The organism is Roseovarius sp. MMSF_3359, assembly GCF_030733385.1.
Classification (GTDB): Bacteria; Pseudomonadota; Alphaproteobacteria; order Rhodobacterales; family Rhodobacteraceae; genus Roseovarius.
In genome coordinates this window covers 125,988-144,639 of the sequence record NZ_JASHJC010000009.1, presented here as the reverse complement: position 1 = coordinate 144,639, position 18,652 = coordinate 125,988, and the positions used below count along the sequence as shown (strand labels likewise).

Below are 18,652 nucleotides of genomic sequence, written 5' to 3'. Positions count from 1 at the left end.
TCCTCAGCGCGCCTGCGCGTGATAGTCGGCATTCGGGACCATGCCGGTCGCACTGGCCACGCGGTTCGACATGTTGAAAAACCCGGTCACGTTGGCAATGTCCCAGATGTCGCGGTCGCTGAACCCAACGGCGCGCAACGCGCTGCGGTCCTCTTCTTCGATGGCAGAACTTTCCTTGGTCACCTTGGCCGCGAAATCGAGCATCGCGCGCTGCCGAGCGTCCAGGGGCGCCACGCGGTAGTTCATCACCATCGCCTCGCCCAATGCCGGATCGCCCGAAAGCTGGCGCACGGCCGCACCATGGGCAACCTGACAATACCAGCAGCGGTTGATCGAACTGACGACGACGGCAATCATCTCGCGTTCCAGCTTCGAGAGCCCGCTATTGGCCAGCATCAGATCATTGTAGAGCGCGGTAAAGGCATTGAGCTTGTCGATGTCGAACGCATGGGCCTTGAGCACGTTGGGGATCATCCCGAGCTTGTGCTGGCAGATGTCGAAATACTTCTGCGTCGCCTCGGGAAGCGGATCGACCATCGGCAAGTCGAGCGCGGTGGGGTCATCTGAGTGGCTCATGGATCTTATCCTTTCCGGCGGTAATGGTACTGTCCCACAAGCGTGAAGCCCATGGAAGAATAGAGCGCATTTGCACCCTGGTTGGCCTGGGTGCAGATGACCGACATGTGGGTTGCGCCATTGTCGGCGGCCCAGAACGCAGCCTGGCGCATCATGTGACGGCCCAGCCCCTCGCGCCGGTGACGGGCCAGGACCTCAAGCGCATGCACCATGGCGATGCGGTCATGGATGGCCACGAACCCGGCGGCGGCGGGACGGTTGTTCGAGCGTCCGAAAAGCCCCGTCTTTGGGCCTTTGGCCCGCGCCATCACCTCCACCCGGCCCGGTCCGATCCCCCCGGCGGCCCAGATATCGTGCATGATCGCCAGCGGCTCCCAAATGGCAAAGGTGCTGACCCGGGGCGGGCGTTCGGTGGTGAGTTCCGAGACCGGCGCCACGTAGATATTGACCGGATCGACAATCGGGTATCCGGCGGCTTCGAGCATCGTGTCCACCGCCGTGTCGCCGTCGCGGATCATGAAAAGCTGCGGTTGCTTCAACTGCCGCATCGCGTCCTCGGCCAGAGGCAGATCATCGAGCGTCACTGGCGCCGCCGCCGTCGCGGCCGAGACCCGCTGGCCGCCGCCCTGCCCGTCACGGATGATCCACGGTCCCACGCGCGCCTCGGAGGCGGGCGGCCAGGTGCCTTCGATCACCGAATAGAGATGCTGTACCCCGGGCATCATGGCGCAAACGCCGCCCTAAGCTCAGCCAGGGCGGTTGCAACCTGCGCCCCGTCGCCGCCGCGGATCACCACATTGGCACCGAACTTGCCGTCGCGCTGAAACGGGTAGGAGCCAAGCGACAAATCCGGATAACGCGCCGCAAGATCCGTCAGCGGCCCGGCAATGTCGCCCTCGCCGCGGTGGATCTCAAGGGTTTCCGAGATCAGCGGCTGCCCCCCGGTCAGGGTCGGCAAGACGCTTTCGACCATCGCCTTGAAGATCGCCGGCACCCCCGCCATCACATGCACATTTCGAAGGGTGAAGCCCGGCGCAATACTGACCGGGTTGTCGATCAGCGTGGCGCCTTCGGGGATGCGCGCCATGCGCAGTCGCGCGGCATTCAGATCCTGACCGACGCGCGTATAATGCGCGTCCAAAAGCGCCCGCGCATCCTCGCGCACATCAATTGGCACCCCGAAGGCGCGCGCCACATTGTCGGCGGTGATATCGTCATGGGTCGGCCCGATCCCACCAGAGGTAAAGACCGTGTCATGCGCGCCGCTTAGCGCCTGCACCGCCGCCACGATCGCATCGCCATCGTCACTGACCACGCGCACCTCTTTGAGGTCTATGCCCACGCGGGTCAGTTCCCCCGCCAGGTGGTGCATGTTCGCATCGCGCGTACGTCCCGAAAGGATCTCGTCCCCGATCACAAGCATCGCGGCGGTGGGGTTTGGCATCTTGGCATCCTTGAATGGTCGTTGCCTCCGGTATAGGGCTGCATTCATGCGCTTTCAAACCCCACTTGTGTCTGCCCGCCTGATCCGGCGCTATAAACGCTTCCTCGCCGATATCCGGCTGGAGGATGGGCGCGAGGTCACGGCCCATTGCGCCAATCCCGGCTCGATGATGGGGCTCAAGGACGAAGGCATCAAGATCTGGGTCGAACCCAATGACGACCCCAAGAAAAAGCTGAAATATGGCTGGCGGCTCGTCGATCACGAAAACGGCCATTTTACTGGCGTCGATACCTCTCTGCCGAACCGCGCGCTCCGGGCGGCAATCATAGCGCGCGAGGTGCCGGAACTGGCTACCTATGAGACCGTGAAGCCCGAACAAAAGTATGGCGAAAACAGCCGGATTGATTTCCTCCTGCACCAACCGGGCCTGCCGGATGCCTATGTCGAGGTCAAATCCGTCACCCTGTCACGGGAGCCGGGCCTTGCGGAGTTTCCCGATAGCGTCACCGCGCGCGGCACCAAACATGTGGGCGAACTGACGGAAATGGCGCGGCAGGGGCACCGCGCCATCGTGTTCTACCTCGTCCAGCGCACCGATTGCAGCCAGGTTGCCATCGCAGCGGATATCGACCCGGCCTATGCCGCCGCCTTTGCAGATGCGCGGGCGGCGGGGGTCGAGTGCATCGCCTATGACACGCATATCTCGCCCGAGGGCATTACGCTGCGCCAACCGCTGCCCGTGCGGTAGAGGCCTCAGGCCTCGCCGAAACCTTTCGGGATCACCGGCACCGGCAGGGTCGCGGCGCGTTTCTTGAGGCTGCGGCCGATCACGACACGGCTGATCTCGGTGGTGCCGTCAACGATCCGCAACATCTGGCTCAGCCGCGACAGCCGGTCCATGCCGTAGGATTGCAGAAGCCCCATACCGCCCAGCACCTGCGTACAGGTATTGGCAGCCTTGACCGCCGCATCCGGCACGAACCGCTTGGCATGGGCGGCCATCAGCGGCCCGTCGTCGGTCCCGAGCGCATTCGCCGCGGCACGATAGAGCAGGCGCGAGGCCTCAAGCTCGGTCGCGACATCGCCCAGCATCCATTGGATGCCGTCGAGGTCGATATTCTTGCCGCCGAACATCTTGCGGTTGGCCGAATAGGCCAGCGCCGTATCAAGCGCCGCCTGCATCAGCCCGCAACAGCCCGAGGCGATGGACACCCGCGCAATGTCGATGGCCATCAGAGAGCCTTGCAAGCCCTGCCCGACCGGCAGGATGATGTTGTCTTCGCTGACCACCACGTCTTTCATGTACATCTCGCCCATGGGCAGGAAATTGTAGGACGGCGTGTCGTAGAGCGGCCCAAAGCTCAGCCCCTTGGCATCGGCGGGAATGGCAATCATTGCCATGTCCTTGTGGCCCGGCTGATCGGTGGTCTTGACCACGGTGAAATAGATATCGGCCTCGCCCGCAAGGCTTACCCATGCCTTTGCACCGTTGATGGTCCAGGTGCCGTCGTCATTGATCACCGCGCGGCTATACATGTTTGTGGCGTCCGAGCCCGATTGCGGCTCGGTCAGGGCGAAATTGGCCAGCTTGCGCCCCGAGGTCAGATCGCGCGCCCATTTTTCCTTGAAAGCATCGGTGCCATAACCGCACCCGGCGAAGGTGCAGATGTTGTGCATCGAGAGGGCGAAGGCATAGGCCCCGTCACCCCGGCCCAACTCCTCATAGACGCGAATCCCTTCGCCCAGTGACAAGCCCTGCCCGCCAAACTCTTCGGGTGCGTAAAGCCCGGTCAGCCCAAGCGCCGCCGCCTTGTCCGATGCCCCGCGCGGCCAGACACCGGCCTCGTTCCAGGCATCGACATTGGGCATGATCTCATCGGAACAGTGTTGCCTTGCGGCGGCGAGAATGGTGTCTATCTTGATGGTCATGGGCGTGATCCATCTGAAGGGTTAAATGTCAGACAATTAAATGTCAGACATTTTGGCGCCCTGCAATATTCAAAACATCGAATGTCAAAATGTCGCGCCCAATGCCCGGCAGAAGTCATCCGGCATGTGCCATCTTCCCCCTCTGGTCCTTTGGGCAAAAAGTCCCTAAATAGTGCGTCGGATTGCAAAGAACGGGCGACAGGACTTGAAAGACAAACACAGCGGCAGAACCACGCGCGACGGTATCCGCATCCACCAGGCTGCGGATTTTGCCGGTATGCACAAGGCCGGGGAACTGGCGGCGCGTATTCTGGACGAGATCGCGGATCATGTGTTCGTGGGCCAGACCACTGGCGAACTGGACCGCATGATCGAGAACAAGGTCAACGCCGCAGGCGCGACCTCGGCCACGATTGGCTACAAGGGCTATCAGCACGCAAGCTGCATCAGCGTGAACCACGTGGTGTGTCATGGCATCCCCGGCGACAAGAAGCTCAAGGATGGCGATATCCTCAATATCGACGTCACCGTGGTGGTCGATGGCTGGTACGGGGATACGTCACGGATGTATGTCGCAGGCAAGCTCAGCCGCAAGGCCGAACGTCTGATCCAGGTCACCCATGATTCGCTCTTCAAGGGGATCGAAGCGGTGAAGCCCGGCAATACGTTCGGCGATATCGGCCACGCCATCCAGACATTTGTCGAAGCGCAGCGCATGTCGGTTGTGCGCGACTTCTGCGGTCATGGTCTGGGCCGGGTGTTCCATTCCCCGCCCAATGTGCTGCATTACGGGCGCGCAGGCACCGGTCCGGTGCTCGAAGAGGGCATGTTTTTTACCATCGAGCCGATGGTCAATCTGGGCCGTCCGGAAACCAAGGTTCTCTCGGATGACTGGACGGCGGTGACGCGCGACAAATCACTCTCGGCGCAGTTCGAACATTCCATTGGCGTGACGGCGGATGGCTGCGAGCTTTTCACCCTGTCGCCGGCGGGCCGGTTTCACCCGACCTGGGGCTGAGCAACTCTAACACATCCCGCGCACAGAGAGTGCCAAAGGGCTGGTATGCCGCAAGCATCGCCTTGGCCGGCCCCGGCACAGCGGGCGCAGAGAGGTGAATGTGGTTTCCGCCATAGGTCGCGCCCTCGGGATCGACGACGCCCCGGGTGTCGATGGCGTCCAGCGGCGCGCGCAACCCTTCCCCGGTCAGTTTGGCAACGGCTTCCTTGACCGTCCAAAGGGTAAAGAAGTGGTCCTGGCGGGCATCTGGCAGCATGTACGACAGAAGGCGCACCTCATCGGAGGAACATACACGCGCAATCATCGCGTCCATGTCCATGAGGGCACGTGGCGCTTCGGTATCGGCCCCGATTTCCGCGCCGGAGACTGCCATCAACCATTGATCGGCCGAATGACTTGTACTGAAATGAAGAGGTGGCACGTCCGGCCCGGTCACCAGGACCGGCTTCTTGGTGCCATCTTCGTCGAACTCGAGTTCGCCGGGCGGGTGATCCAGGTAGTGACCCAGAACGATCCGCCGAAAGGCCCGGCGCAGGATGAAACGAGACATGTGGATCTCTTGCACAAACCGCTCTGCCCGCGCGATTTCATACGGGGCAAGCAGCCGCCGCAGCGACACAGGATCGGCACCATGGCCCAAATCCCCCAGCCAGATATCAACATCGGCACCAACGGGCGGGATCATTTGCCTGCCCGCGCATTGGGGGATGACACGGCAAGCAAGTCTCCCGCCCGGTCAACGGCATCAACCAGCGGGTTGGAGAGCACATGTTGAGATGGCGTGAATAAAATATCAAGGTGATGGGCAAACGCCTCGAACCGCACATTTAACGTAGCGTTTGATATCCGTAAGCAGGCGTCACTATCGCCCAATCGGTGCGCAAAACGACCCAACGGTGGAAGCAACAGAGAGGAACTCAACAGCTGATTAATCAGCGCACTGTTCCACATCTCATCAAACGGCACAAAGATGTCCCCCAACGCAATATCTCCCCCTCCAGAGTTAGAGGAGACAGCCAGTGCATCCAAGCAAAACCGGCCACTCACGGAGGTGGCCGGCGTCCAAGTGCTGAATTCGTTTGTCAGGTCGAAATCACTGACAGCGTTTCTCGGCCTCTTCAACCGCGGCCGTGAACCCGGAGAGGGAAAACGTGTCCTTGGTGACGGTTCCGCGCCCCGAGCGTGCGGTCAATACCGCCGATGCGCCGCGTTTCAGCGCCGAGATGATCTTGGCATCATCCGAGGTGCTCGCCGGCCAAGCCCATTCGCCTTCGGTGAACATCTCGAACTCGTTGCCACCGACATTCACGTTCACAGTCGATCCGCCCGCAAAAGGGTAGCCTCCGGTAAAGGTGACCTGGCCCTTCACGCCTGCGCCCGGACGGTAAAACGCCATCAGGAGGATATCGCCCCGGCGCACGGCTACGACACGGCCATCCTTGGTGTTGACCGTCTCGGTCGGAGCGGACACAGCCCAGCACTCTCGCGGGTCAGAGTCTTCAAAAACGCTCCATGCGGTCTTGGCCGCAACTTGATTGGTGCTTTCTTCCTGCGCCGAAACGCCTGTCGCCGCCAGCGCCAGCAATGCGCATCCCATGCCGCGAACCATACGTGATACCATGTGTCCAGCCTCCAAGCTGTACTTTGCCTCAATTTCACCGGCCGTTTCGTGTCCCCCGTCGGGTTTTTTTGTTGTTAACGGCCTCAACTCACTCGACATTGCAACAATAGCCTGAAACAGACGAGATATGAAAGATGCAATTGGCGGAATTTTGCACAGTTCGCCGCAGTTTTAAGGTGTGCCATGTCCGACCCTGTGATCCTGACTGAACTCTGGCGCGGACCGTTTCTGGAATGCACCCATTCGGGCCACGCGGTGATCTGTGACGAAGCCGGTCAGATTGTCGATGCCTGGGGCGAGCCCAACGCACTCTTCATGCCGCGCAGCTCGGCCAAGATGATCCAGGCGCTGCCGCTCGTCGAAAGCGGCGCGGCAGATGCGTTCGGGTTGTCGCGGGAACAGCTTGCCCTGGCCTGCGCGTCACATCTTGGTGCCTCGATGCACACGGACCGAGTTCGCGACTGGCTGACCGCGCTCGACTTGGGTGACGCGGATCTGCGCTGCGGCCCGCAAATGCCGCAGGATCGCGCGGCGTTCAACGAGCTCATCCGCTCCGACAGCAAGCCCTGCCAGATCCACAATAACTGCTCGGGCAAACATGCAGGCTTCCTGACCCTCTCCAAACACCTGCGCGGTGGCCCGGAATATGTCGATTTCGACCACCCGGTGCAGCTGGCCAGCCTCGCAGCCTTCGAAGACGTCACCGGAGAGACCAGCCCCGGCTCAGGCATTGATGGCTGTTCGGCCCCCAACCCCGCCTGCACCATGCACGGGATGGCCCGGGCCATGGCCGAATTCGCCGCCGCCCGCGACGGGGCCGATGCGCGGCAGTCGGCAATGGTCCGGCTCTGGCAGGCAATGGTCGCGCACCCCGACCTGGTGGCCGGCGATCGCCACGGTGCCACTGCACTGATGCGTGCCACCAATCAACCCGTGGCCATCAAGAACGGCGCCGAAGGCTATTACTCTGCAATCATCCCCGGTCTCAAGCTGGGCATCGCCCTGAAGGTCATGGATGGCGCAATCCGCGGCTCGAACTGTACGATCGCGGCGCTCCTGATCCGGCTGGGCGTGCTTGATGCCGATCATCCCACCGCCCGCCGCTTCGTAAACGCACCGATTCTCAACCGTCGCGGCCTCGAAACCGGCGTGATGAAACCGGTCGACTCACTGCTCTGACATCTGGCAGCCCTCCGCCGATCAACCTTAACGGGTATTTTGAGCCGATTTCTGCCCAAACCCCCACCCCGCTTGCGCACCGTCCCGCTGATCCGAAGAAACTTCCCGGTTGTGGCAGTGAAACGCCGAGCTTTTTGACCGTTTTGGCTCGTTTCTGCACGCTTGTGACACCTTGCTCCAACAAGACGGGACATTCCCAAACGCACTGCCCATGTTCTGTCTCGAGGGCAAGAAAGCCCCTCGTGAACATGACACCAAAAAGGGAATGAACTCATGTTGAAAGAACTTACAGCCGCGACCTTCGCCATCGCTCTGACACTGCCCGCCGCCGCTCTGGCGTCGGATGCCATGGACGCGAATGGCGACGGCGCCGTAACCGCTGATGAATTCGCCGCCGCACATCCCGAAGCCGCCGAAGGCACGTTCGAGCAGATCGACACCAATGCTGATGGTGCCCTTGCCGAAGACGAAATCGGCGCGGCGCGCGAAGCAGGCATTCTGCCCGACGCCTCGTAATCCGGGTTGAATTGTCTTGCCCCGGGGGCGCCTCGTGCGCCCCCGGGTTTCTGCCGCTTTACCCATGCTTCCGGTCGCAATCGCGGCTTGCACCGCGGCCTCCTTTCCCACACAATCACTTCTGTTCTCAGGGCGGGGCGAAATTCCCCACCGGCGGTAACGGAGCACGTCTCCGAAGCCCGCGAGCGGCCCCGGTTCGACCGGGGTGACAAGCAGATCTGGTGCAACTCCAGAGCCGACGGTCATAGTCCGGATGAAAGAGAACGTGAGGTGCGCGGGCTGCGGCCCAAACTCCTTTCGTTTGATGTCCTGGGCGACGTGTCAAATGGAAAGGAGACCACACCATGACACTTCCCCGCTACGCCTTCATCAAGGCCAACTGGCATGCCGATATCGTGACCCGTGCGCTCGATGGCTTTGCCGAATTGATCCCCATGGCACAGATCGACGTATTCGACACCCCCGGCGCATTTGAAATGCCCCTTCTGGCCCGCGATCTGGCCCAAACGAGGCGCTATGACGCCGTGGCTGCTGCTGCTTTTGTTGTCGATGGCGGCATCTACCGCCACGATTTCGTGGCCCAGGCCGTGGTCGATGGTTTGATGCGCGCCGGCCTCGATACCGGTGTGCCTGTCCTGTCCGTATCCCTCACACCGCACCAGTATCAGGAAACCGACCACCACAATGCAATCTATCGCGACCACTTCGTCGAAAAAGGCCGCGAAGCCGCCCGCGCCGCGCTGATGATCGGCAAAACCCGCGCGCAACTCGCCGCCTGATCGCATCCTCAGCCCCGTGAATTCTGCTGGGTAGAGCTACCAAATGCTTCCTCCTCCCCCATGGGAGGAGGACAGGAGGAGGGGTCAGGTGAACCGTGCCCGGCACGGGCGCTTCAAGATCACACCTGGTCGTCATCCCGCGGGGGTGACGAACTCATCCTTTGCATAACCCTGCAGGAACAAGAGCGCGGTCAGGTCACCGTAATTGATCCGCAAATCACACTGCGCGGCAACGGACGGTTTGGCATGAAGGGCAACGCCCGCACCCGCCCGTCCCAACATGCCGAGGTCATTGGCCCCATCCCCCACCGCAATCACATCCGCCTCGGCCAAGCCCAACCGGCCCGTGATTTCCTCCAGCGCCGCGATCTTGGCCTGCCGCCCCAGGATGGGCCGACCGACATCGCCCGTCAGTCTGCCTGCCTCGACCAGCAAGGTATTGGCACGGTTCTCATCAAACCCAAGATGCGCGGCCACCTGCGCAGTAAATGCCGTAAACCCGCCTGAGACAAGCGCCGCGTAGGCCCCCTTTGCCTGCATCGTCGCCACCAGGAGGTCCCCCCCGGGCATATAGGTGATTCGTTCTTCGATCACGCGCCCGATGACACCCTCATCAAGCCCGCCAAGCAATCGCACCCGCTCGATCAACGCCTCTTCGAAATCCAGCTCGTCATTCATCGCCCGAGCGGTGATATCCTTCACATGCGCGCCCACACCCGCCTCTTCGGCCAGTTCATCAATGCATTCCTGCTGGATCATCGTGCTGTCCATATCCGCCAGAAGCATCTTCTTCCGCCGGCCCCGGGCCCCCTGCACCACCAGATCGACCTGCATTGCCTGCAAGCTCTGCCAAACCTCCCACCGGTTGGCCGGTATCTCTGCCACGCTGAATTCCGCGGCCTCATCAGGCGATAACCAAATCGCATCCCCCCCACCCCAGGCATTGCGCAGGTTCTCTACCAGTGACGGATCCAACAACCCGACGGGTGCAATCAATGTGGCTATGTACATATGTCCCTCTGCGCTGCAATTGCATCGCGAGATAAAGCAGGTACAGCGGAGTTTCTAGGTCTGATGAGCGAGATAGCACCGCGGACGAAGCCGCCCTCCGCAAACACGGCATTTGTTTTGCGCCCAAAGCGCGGCATTTTTCGAACATGAAGTGATTGCCCCATCCGCCAATCAAAGTCGCAGTTAAGAACGAACACGGGCAGACGTATCGCCGCGGTCAAATCCTCAAATCGGGGCGCGAGCCAAGAGAAAATTCTTCGCGGATGCGCTGATCTGGCAATGGGCGTTCTGAGGTTAGGCGATCGTAACCTGTCACCCCGCTCCGAATGCTTCAGACATCTCTGTCTTCCCACCACGCCGGTCACGGTTTGATTCATCGCAATGTGCGCCGCCTGAGCCGCGGATAAACTGGTGAAAGTGAGACCACCACTGGATTCCATGACATGAAAAAAGCGACGGGCGGAGTTCTTTCTGCATTGGCATTGCTCCTGGTTGGAGCGGCGTTCCTTGTTCTCTTCTCTGATGGCACCGAGGAATTACCGCCGGGTTTTGTCCAGGGTAACGGGCGGGTCGAGGCGGAACAGGTCGAGTTGGCCCCAACGATTGCAGGCCGCGTGGCCGAGGTCCGGAGGGCCGAGGGTGACCTCGTTGCGGCGGGTGACATTCTCGTGGAGATGGACACGGATGAACTCTCCGCCGCGCTCGACCGGGCCATGGCTGAGGTTGCGCTTGCAGAACAAACCAAGGCAGAAGCAGAAGCCGTGGTGATCCAGCGCCAAAGCGAACAACACCGCGCAGCGCAGGAGCTTGACCGGGCAACGGCCCTGCTTGCCGGGCAGAACATCTCGGAGACGATCTTTGAAGAGCGCGAGACCGTTCATCTGGTCGCCCAGGCCATATTGGGCGCGGCCCGGGCGCGCGTCGCGACCGCGGAAAGCCGGATTGCCGCGGCCCAGGCCGACGTCCGACGCATAGAAGCGCAAATCGACGACAGTGCGCTTTTTGCGCCTTTGCAGGGGCGTGTGCTTTATCGCCTGGCGGAACCGGGCGAGGTCGTCGGGGCGGGCGAACCGATCCTGACGCTTCTCAGCCTGGAAAAGGTCTACATGGATGTGTTCTTGCCTGCGCGGGAGGCCGGGCTGCTGCCGATTGGTGCAGAGGCCCGGATTGTGCTTGATGCCCTGCCGGACTACGCGACACCGGCGAAAGTTTCCTTCGTCTCGCCGGAGGCGCAATTCACGCCAAAACAGGTCGAGACGATAAGCGAACGCGAACAACTGGTTTTCCGCGTTCGGGTCCGTGTCCTGCCGGAATTGATCGCTGGACGGATCGAGCACGTCAAAACGGGTCTTCGCGGTAGGGCCGTGATCCGGCTTGATGCCGAAAAGGATTGGCCCGACGCCCTTAACCAACGCCTCCCGCCAGAGCTTTTCGAATGAGTGCCGTCACATCGGGGCCGTTGTGCCGCATCGCCGGTGTTACACATGAATACCGCGGCCATATCGCCCTCGATGACCTGACACTCAATCTGCCTACAGGTCGCCTTGTCGGGCTGCTCGGGCCGGACGGTGTCGGGAAATCCACGCTTCTCGGTTTGATTGCAGGGGCGAAAAAACTCCAGATCGGCGCCATTGATGTCCTGGGTGGGCCCATCGACAACCTGTGGCATCGCCGCAAGATATGTCCTGCGATCGCCTTCATGCCGCAGGGTTTGGGCCGCAACCTCTATGCGGAGCTTTCGGTACGCGAAAACCTCGAGTTTTTCTCACGGCTTTTTGGGCAAGGATCTGAGGAGCGCGACATGCGCATCACGACCCTTTTGCAGGCAACAGGCCTTGCCGCCTTTGCGGATCGGCCGATGGGCAAGCTCTCCGGGGGTATGAAACAGAAACTCGGCCTTTGTTGCGCGTTGATCCATGACCCCAAACTTCTGATCATGGACGAACCGACGACCGGCGTTGACCCGTTGTCCCGACGCCAGTTCTGGGCGCTGATTGCGGCAATCCGCGAGATGAATCCAGAGCTCTCGGTTCTCGTATCGACGGCATATATGGAAGAAGCCGAGAGTTTCGATTGGGTCGTGGCGATGGATGCAGGCCGGGTGCTTTTCGAAGGAAGCCCCGACACATTGAAGGGGCCGGCGAAGGAGCTGGAGACGGCCTATCGCGCGCTTCAGGCACGGGGGCAACCACGACCGGAACCGGACACCATCGCGACGCGAAAAGTCGAAACTGACCCGGTGATCACCGCTCAAGGGCTGACCCGCCGTTTCGGGGATTTCACCGCCGTTGACAATGTTGCGTTCTCGATAAATCGCGGCGAGATCTTCGGCTTTCTCGGGTCGAATGGTTGTGGCAAGTCGACAACCATGAAAATGCTCGCTGGTCTGCTGCCAGCAAGCGCAGGCGAGGCAACGCTGTTCGGCAAGCCCGTCGACGCCCGCAACCGGGACACGCGGCGCCAGATCGGTTACATGAGCCAGGCCTTCTCGCTCTACGGTGAACTGACTGTCCTGCAAAACCTCGAGCTTCACGCCCGGATTTTTGCGATTGCCGACCGGAGGGACCGCATCAACGAACTGATGAGCCGTTTCGGACTGGAGGCGCATGGCGACATGTTGGCGGCCGCGTTGCCGCTTGGCCTCAAACAACGCCTGTCATTGGCCGTCGCCGTAATTCATCGCCCGCGGGTTCTCATCCTCGATGAGCCGACCTCCGGTGTCGATCCCGAGGCACGGGACACGTTCTGGGCCTTGTTGGCTGAACTGTCGCGGCAGGAGGGTGCAACGGTTTTTGTTTCGACCCATTTCATGACCGAAGCCGAGCGATGCGACCGTGTTTCTTTCATGCATGCCGGTCGGGTTCTGGCCGAAGGGACACCGGCGGATCTAATCGCCGCAGAAAACGCCGAAAGCCTCGAGGAGGCGTTCATTGCCGTATTGGAGGCCGCCGCACCGCCAGAAAAGGTGGTGGCACCGCAAGCCTCTTTGGATGAAATAGACCATCGGTCCGGCGGCAGTGGCGCGCGCATCCTGGCCTACGCCAGACGCGAAACCGTCGAAGTCTTGCGCGACCGCGTTCGACTTGCATTTGCCTTCCTTGGCTCGGCCATCCTGATGCTGGTCTTCTGTTACGGGATCACGCTGGACATCGACGAGTTGAATTTCGCCACGTTGGACCTTTCTCAGAGCCCAGAGAGCCGAGCCTACATCGAGGAGTTCTCTGGTTCACGGTATTTCACCCCTACGCCACCCCTGACCACCGCCGCGGATGGTCGGCGTCGGTTGATCTCGGGTGATATCTCGCTTGTTATTGAATTCCCGCCGGATTTTGGTCGCAAATTGCGCGCTGGCGAGCCGACGGAGGTGCTTGCGACGGTGGATGGTGCGATCCCCTTCAAGGGCGAAACGGTGGAAGGGTATGTCGCGGGGCTGCATCAGACGTTCATGAATACACTGGCGCGCAACAGCGGCAGCCATCAGCCCGAGATCGCCCGGATCGAACCGCGTTTCAGGTATAACCAGAGCTTCGAGAGCATTGCGGCAATGGCACCGGCAATGCCCGCGATCCTGCTTATCATGCTGCCAGCCGTCCTGATGGCGGTCAGTGTCGCGCGGGAAAGGGAGTTGGGGTCGGTCATCAACTTCTACGTGACCCCGACAACGCGGCTCGAGTTTCTGATCGGCAAACAAATCCCCTATATCGCCATCGCTTTTGCGAATTTTCTGTTGCTTGCCGGGATGACAATCGTCGTCTTCGATGTCCCGCTCAAAGGGGATCCGGTACCGCTCGCGATTGGGGCGCTTCTCTATGTCTGGGCGACCACATCCTACGGGCTTCTGATCGCGACCATGACGTCGAGCCAGGTTGCCGCAACCTTCGCCACGGCCATTGCCTCGGTTGTGCCGACAATCCAGTTCTCCGGCCTGCTGCAACCGGTCTCGACATTAGAACTCGGGGCGCAAACGATTGGCTCACTTTGGCCGTCTTCATATTTTCTGCATCTGAACGTCGGCGTCTTCACGAAAGGTCTCGGTTGGGAAGCGTTGGGCCCGGACATCCTGGCCCTGGCGTGTTTCGGCCCCGTGCTGACGGCACTTGCGGCCATGTCACTTCGGGCGCAGGAGAAGTAGATGCGATGGCTGAGCTGCATTTTCTGGCTTGGGTTGAAGGAGGTGATGAGCCTGCGCCGGGATTGGGTGATGATGGCGCTACTTTTGTGGTCCTTCACCTTGGCGCCGATCATGGAAGCAACCGGTGTCGCAAATTCAGTCAACAATGCGTCGATTGCGTTTGCGGATGAGGACAACTCGCCTCTGTCACGCGCCCTTGCCCAGGCGTTTTTCCCGCCGGAGTTCCAGCCGGTCGTGCAGATCCAACCGGGGTCTGGCCCCGCGCAGATGGATGCCGGGCGGTTCCTTTTCGTTGTTGCCGTACCACCCAGCTTTGAAAAGGACCTCCGCGCCGGGCGGGTGCCCGAGATACAGGTCATGATCGACGCGACCGCCATGGAACAGGCGGGAATTGGTGCAAACTACATCACCAGCATTCTGGGCGCCGAGATACGCCGCTTTGCGGTTGGAACCGATCTTGCGGCCCCCCCGCCCGTCGATGTCATCCTGCGCAGCGCCTTCAATCCGAACCGCGATACGGTGCGATTTGCCGGTATTGTCGCCCTTATCGGCCAGATCATGTGGCTGACCACAATCCTGACCGGTGCCGCGATGATCCGGGAGCGCGAGCACGGGACCATTGAGCACCTGCTGGCGATGCCGCTGACGCCCTTCGATGTGGCGGTGGCCAAGATCTGGGCGAACGCCATGGTGGTTCTCATCGCGGCTGCGTTGTCTTTGGCGTTCGTGATGCAAGGCGCGTTGGGTGTCACGATCGCGGGGTCCAAGGTTCTTTTTCTGCTGGGCACGGCGCTCTTTCTTTTCACGGCCACGGCACTTGGCGTATTTCTCGCGACATTGGCGCGTTCAATGGCGCAATTTGCACTTCTGGTGATGCTGGTTGTCCTGCCAATGTTGATGCTGTCGGGCGGTGAGACCCCGATTGAAGGACAACCAGACTGGCTGCAGATCGGTACGCTGGTCTTGCCCTCGCGACATTACATGTCGGCCAGCCAGGCGATTGTCTTCAAGGGTGCCGGGGTTGAAACCGTCTGGCCGGAACTGCTTTGGATGACCCTCCTGGGTGGCGCACTCCTCGCGGTCAGCCTGCTCCTTTTCCGCCGATCTGTTGCACAGGACCGATAGCGGCAAGTGCGCAGATGCAATCCCGCTTCAGAGGCGGGCATGGTTCTGTCAGTTGATGCGGATCAATGCGGCTTCTGCGGATTTGTCTAGGATGATCGAAAACACGGCGGAGGCGATCATGGATCTTCATTCGAAAAAGCGAGTTCTGCAGGAACGTCGCGACAAGCTGACCGCGCATCTGGTGAAACTCGAGGGGAGCCTTGACGAAACACCAAGCAAGGATTGGGAAGATCGCTCGTCCGAACGCCAAGGAGACGAGGTCTTGGAGACGCTTGGCAATGTCGAACTCTCGGAGTTGAAACGTATCGACGCAGCATTGGACCGTCTTGCAAACGGGACCTACGGCGAGTGCCAGAAATGCGGCGATGCCATTTCCGAAGCGCGGCTCGACCTGTTGCCGGATACGCCATTCTGCAAGCGTTGCGCGCTTTAAGGTGCGTCGACAGCGAGGTCCATTTCAATGACGCAAGGATGAACATTGCCGGACATGTTCCGGCGGGCATCGGGGGCGGTCAGGTAAACCACCCGTTTCACGGCTTGGGCTGATCTCGATCAAGGTGCTTTCCCGTTCATGCGTTCATAGGAAAGACCCACACTGAGATTGCGCCGTTTCGCGCGTTTATGTCGGAGATTTCCCCATGCGACCGAACCCGTTGACACCGCTCTTCGACCCGACCTCCATTGCTGTCTTCGGGGCAAGTGCCTCGGGGAAGGGCGTCGGGTCACAGGTCTACGCCAACCTGTTGGCGTCTGGTTTTGAAGGTCCGATTGTGCCGATCAATCCGAAATATGAAAAGATCGGTGAAAAGCTCTGCTACCGACATATTGACGACGTTTCCGCACATATTGACCTGGCGGTCATCGCCACGCCCGCGCCAACGATCCCGGGCATCATCCGCGACTGCGCCAAGGTGGGAACGAAACACGCCATCGTTCTCTCCGCCGGGTTCGGCGAAATGGGCGAGAAGGGCCGCGAGGCTGAGGCCGAATTGCTCGATACCGCGCGGCGTCATGGCGTTCGCCTGCTTGGGCCGAACTGCGTGGGCCTTGTCCGCCCACCAATCGGGATGAATGCCACGTTCCTGAAATCGGCGACACCGGTCGGACGGCTGGCGCTGATTTCGCAATCCGGGGCGCTCTGTTCGGCAATTTCCGATTGGGCCGGACCTAATCACCTCGGCTTCTCTGCGCTGGTATCTTTGGGAAACTCCGCGGATCTGGGGTTTGGTGACGTCCTGCAATACCTGGCCTCCGATCCCCACACCGATGCCATTCTGCTTTATGTCGAGGGGGTTCGACATGCCCGGTCGTTTATCAGCGCCCTGCGCGCCGCGGCGCGTGCCAAACCGGTGATCGTACTCAAGTCCGGGCGTCATGTGCAAAGCTCCAAGGCCGCGACGACCCATACCGGCGCGCTGATCGGATCGGACGCGGTGTTCGACGCGGCCCTTGAACGCGCGGGCGCCGTCAGGGTCGATACCTTTGGTCAGCTTTTTGCCGCCGCCGAGATCTTGTCGGCCCACCGTCGGGCCGGCGGGAACAGGCTGGGCATCATCACCAATGGCGGCGGTGCGGGTGTCCTGGCGGCCGACCGGGCGGGGGATTTCAACATCGAACTCACGCCGCCGTCGCAAGAGACGATTACGGCGCTCGACAAGGTTCTGTCGCCGAATTGGTCACGCGGCAATCCGATTGACATCATCGGCGACGCAACCGCAGATCAATTTGGCGCGGCACTCTGCATTTGCATGGATGACCGCGCCTTCGACGGAATTCTGGTGATGTTGACGCCACAATCCATGACCGATGCAACCGCCGCGGCCCAGACTGTCGTTGATGCGGTCGGCGAACGGCCCAGGAAACCGGTGCTGGCCTGCTGGATGGGGGAGGCCTCGGTGCACGCCGGGCGCGAATTGCTGAGCAGTAACGGCATACCGGATTTCACGACGCCGGAACGGGCGGTTGAAGCGTTCTCCTATCTCGCCCGGCATCATGCGAACCGGCTTCTGGCGCAGGAAACGCCGGGTCCCTTGTCGGATCTAGAGCCTGCCGATCTGGAGGGCGCACGGATGATCATTCAGGCCGCGCTTGCCGATGGCCGGTCGATGTTGTCGGATGTCGAAGCCAAGGCGCTGATGCGGTGTTTCCACATCCCGATCAGCACAACGCTGCCAGCCGACAGCGCAGCATCCGCCCTGATCGCGGCTGAAACCGTCGGTTTCCCGGTGGCGATGAAAATCAACTCCCCGCAGATATCACATAAGTCGGACGTCCACGGAGTTCGGGTCAACATCGCCAATGCCAGTGACGTAAAACTTGCATTCGGCGAGATCATTGAGGCCGCCGCGACGGCCCGTCCCGATGCGACATTGCTCGGCGTGACGGTCGAGAGGATGGCCGAGATCAGGGACGCCCGCGAATTGCTGATCGGGGTGAGCCGCGATCCGGTTTTCGGCCCCAGCATCATGTTCGGCGCAGGCGGTACGATGGTCGAAGTGTTGCGGGACAGTTCGGTGACCTTGCCGCCTTTGAACGAGGTGCTGGCGAACCGGTTGATCAAACGGACAAGAGTGGCGCGACTGCTGGACGCGGTACGAGACCGGTCCGCGGTCGATCGCGCTGCGATCCTGGGGGTCTTGCGGCGAGTGTCCGAGTTGGTGACCGAACTTCCCGAGGTGCGCGATCTCGACATCAATCCGCTCTTTGCCGGTCCCGACGGCGCTATCGCGGTCGATGTCCGGGTTGTTGTGCAGCGGCCACCGGCAGGGGATGGGCCCTTCGATCATCTAGTGATCGCGCCTTATCCCAAACACCTTGTCCGCGACTATCACCTTGATGATGGCACAGCGCTGACGATACGGCCAATCCGCCTCGAGGATGCCGAACACGAACAGGCCTTTGTGCGCGATTTGTCTCCGCAGGCAAGACAATTACGGTTCATGGGAACACTGAAAGAGCTCAGCCCGGCCATGTTGTCGCAATTCACGCAGATCGACTATGCCCGCGAAATGGCATTGGTCGCGGTGACACGAGTGAACGGCAAGGTCCGCCAACAGGGTGTGGCGCGCTATTACATCAACGATGACAATACGAGTTGCGAGTTTGCCGTTGTGGTCTCGGACACGCTACAGCATCAGGGCATCGGGACGAAGCTGATGAAGGTGCTGATGGAAGCAGCCCGGGGTCATGGGCTAACTTCTATCGAAGGGACCGTATTGACGCGCAATCAACCGATGCTCGATCTGATGAAGGAGCTTGGTTTCACCATCGAGAAAACGCCGGTCGAAGGCGACGCTGTGCAGGTTGAACGGCAGTTATGAAT

The 18,652-nt window shown here is 61.0% G+C and carries 18 protein-coding genes and 1 riboswitch; of the genes, 10 read left to right on the top strand and 8 right to left on the bottom strand.

The window, feature by feature from the left end; genetic code table 11:
• Window positions 1-3: 3 nt before the first annotated feature.
• The 3 genes from RBB29_RS14330 to RBB29_RS14320 are packed head-to-tail and all read right to left on the bottom strand — an operon-like array spanning window position 4 to window position 2,020.
• Window positions 4-576 carry a peroxidase-related enzyme gene (locus RBB29_RS14330; protein WP_306114619.1) on the bottom strand — a complete coding sequence of 191 codons (573 nt, stop codon included), beginning with the start codon at window positions 574-576 and terminating at the stop codon, window positions 4-6.
• A 5-nt stretch (window positions 577-581) separates the two neighbouring features.
• Window positions 582-1,301: an N-acetyltransferase gene (locus tag RBB29_RS14325; protein WP_306114620.1), complete on the bottom strand. Its 720-nt coding sequence runs from the start codon at window positions 1,299-1,301 to the stop codon at window positions 582-584.
• Window positions 1,298-2,020: a molybdopterin-binding protein gene (locus tag RBB29_RS14320; RefSeq protein WP_306114621.1), complete on the bottom strand. Its 723-nt coding sequence runs from the start codon at window positions 2,018-2,020 to the stop codon at window positions 1,298-1,300. Before RBB29_RS14320 ends, RBB29_RS14325 begins: the two co-directional genes overlap by 4 nt.
• 46 nt (window positions 2,021-2,066) lie before the next feature.
• Between RBB29_RS14320 and sfsA the strand changes: the two genes are divergently transcribed.
• Window positions 2,067-2,768 (top strand): DNA/RNA nuclease SfsA, encoded by a 702-nt coding sequence (sfsA, locus tag RBB29_RS14315; RefSeq protein WP_306114622.1) that lies wholly within the window; start codon window positions 2,067-2,069, stop codon window positions 2,766-2,768.
• Window positions 2,769-2,773: 5 nt separating this feature from the next.
• Here the strand turns inward: sfsA and RBB29_RS14310 are convergent, their stop codons facing one another.
• Window positions 2,774-3,949: an acyl-CoA dehydrogenase family protein gene (locus RBB29_RS14310; RefSeq protein ID WP_306114623.1), complete on the bottom strand. Its 1,176-nt coding sequence runs from the start codon at window positions 3,947-3,949 to the stop codon at window positions 2,774-2,776.
• 205 nt (window positions 3,950-4,154) lie between these two features.
• Here RBB29_RS14310 and map point away from each other — a divergent pair, with 205 nt between their 5' ends.
• A complete protein-coding gene (gene map / locus RBB29_RS14305; protein ID WP_306114624.1) occupies window positions 4,155-4,967 on the top strand; it encodes a type I methionyl aminopeptidase in 813 nt (270 codons plus the stop codon).
• Here map and RBB29_RS14300 read toward each other — a convergent pair.
• From RBB29_RS14300 to RBB29_RS14290, 3 genes are all read right to left on the bottom strand, one after another.
• A complete protein-coding gene (locus RBB29_RS14300; RefSeq protein ID WP_306114625.1) occupies window positions 4,924-5,652 on the bottom strand; it encodes a 4'-phosphopantetheinyl transferase superfamily protein in 729 nt (242 codons plus the stop codon). The two genes, map and RBB29_RS14300, sit on opposite strands and share 44 nt — an antisense overlap.
• Entirely contained in the window at window positions 5,649-5,948 is a 300-nt protein-coding gene (locus tag RBB29_RS14295) for a hypothetical protein (RefSeq protein ID WP_306121168.1), read from the bottom strand. The genes RBB29_RS14300 and RBB29_RS14295 overlap by 4 nt, the downstream gene beginning before the upstream one ends.
• Window positions 5,949-6,060: 112 nt before the next feature.
• A complete protein-coding gene (locus tag RBB29_RS14290; RefSeq protein WP_306114627.1) occupies window positions 6,061-6,588 on the bottom strand; it encodes an invasion associated locus B family protein in 528 nt (175 codons plus the stop codon).
• Between the two features lie 183 nt (window positions 6,589-6,771).
• On the opposite strand from RBB29_RS14290, the gene RBB29_RS14285 reads away from it, so the two are divergent.
• The 3 genes from RBB29_RS14285 (at window position 6,772) to RBB29_RS14275 (ending at window position 9,062) form a co-directional block, all read left to right on the top strand.
• The gene (locus RBB29_RS14285) at window positions 6,772-7,767 is read left to right on the top strand and encodes an asparaginase (protein ID WP_306114628.1); all 996 of its coding nucleotides are present in this window, start codon (window positions 6,772-6,774) and stop codon (window positions 7,765-7,767) included.
• Window positions 7,768-8,040: 273 nt separating this feature from the next.
• Complete coding sequence (locus RBB29_RS14280) at window positions 8,041-8,283, top strand: EF-hand domain-containing protein (protein ID WP_306114629.1); 243 nt, start codon at window positions 8,041-8,043, stop codon at window positions 8,281-8,283.
• Window positions 8,284-8,402: 119 nt separating this feature from the next.
• Window positions 8,403-8,552, top strand: a riboswitch (FMN riboswitch).
• 75 nt (window positions 8,553-8,627) lie between these two features.
• Window positions 8,628-9,062, top strand: a complete 435-nt coding sequence (locus tag RBB29_RS14275) for a 6,7-dimethyl-8-ribityllumazine synthase (protein ID WP_306114630.1) — start codon at window positions 8,628-8,630, stop codon at window positions 9,060-9,062.
• Window positions 9,063-9,194: 132 nt separating this feature from the next.
• On the opposite strand, the gene serB is transcribed toward RBB29_RS14275, so the two are convergent.
• Complete coding sequence (gene serB, locus RBB29_RS14270; RefSeq protein ID WP_306114631.1) at window positions 9,195-10,073, bottom strand: phosphoserine phosphatase SerB; 879 nt, start codon at window positions 10,071-10,073, stop codon at window positions 9,195-9,197.
• 443 nt (window positions 10,074-10,516) lie between these two features.
• Between serB and RBB29_RS14265 the strand changes: the two genes are divergently transcribed.
• From RBB29_RS14265 to RBB29_RS14245, 5 genes are all read left to right on the top strand, one after another.
• A complete protein-coding gene (locus RBB29_RS14265; protein WP_306114632.1) occupies window positions 10,517-11,512 on the top strand; it encodes an HlyD family secretion protein in 996 nt (331 codons plus the stop codon).
• A complete protein-coding gene (gene rbbA / locus RBB29_RS14260) occupies window positions 11,509-14,205 on the top strand; it encodes a ribosome-associated ATPase/putative transporter RbbA (RefSeq protein WP_306114633.1) in 2,697 nt (898 codons plus the stop codon). Before RBB29_RS14265 ends, rbbA begins: the two co-directional genes overlap by 4 nt.
• The gene (locus tag RBB29_RS14255) at window positions 14,206-15,330 is read left to right on the top strand and encodes an ABC transporter permease (protein ID WP_306114634.1); all 1,125 of its coding nucleotides are present in this window, start codon (window positions 14,206-14,208) and stop codon (window positions 15,328-15,330) included.
• A gap of 91 nt (window positions 15,331-15,421) precedes the next feature.
• Window positions 15,422-15,763 (top strand): TraR/DksA family transcriptional regulator, encoded by a 342-nt coding sequence (locus tag RBB29_RS14250; RefSeq protein ID WP_371931503.1) that lies wholly within the window; start codon window positions 15,422-15,424, stop codon window positions 15,761-15,763.
• Between the two features lie 205 nt (window positions 15,764-15,968).
• The gene (locus RBB29_RS14245; RefSeq protein ID WP_306114635.1) at window positions 15,969-18,650 is read left to right on the top strand and encodes a bifunctional acetate--CoA ligase family protein/GNAT family N-acetyltransferase; all 2,682 of its coding nucleotides are present in this window, start codon (window positions 15,969-15,971) and stop codon (window positions 18,648-18,650) included.
• Window positions 18,651-18,652 lie beyond the last annotated feature (2 nt).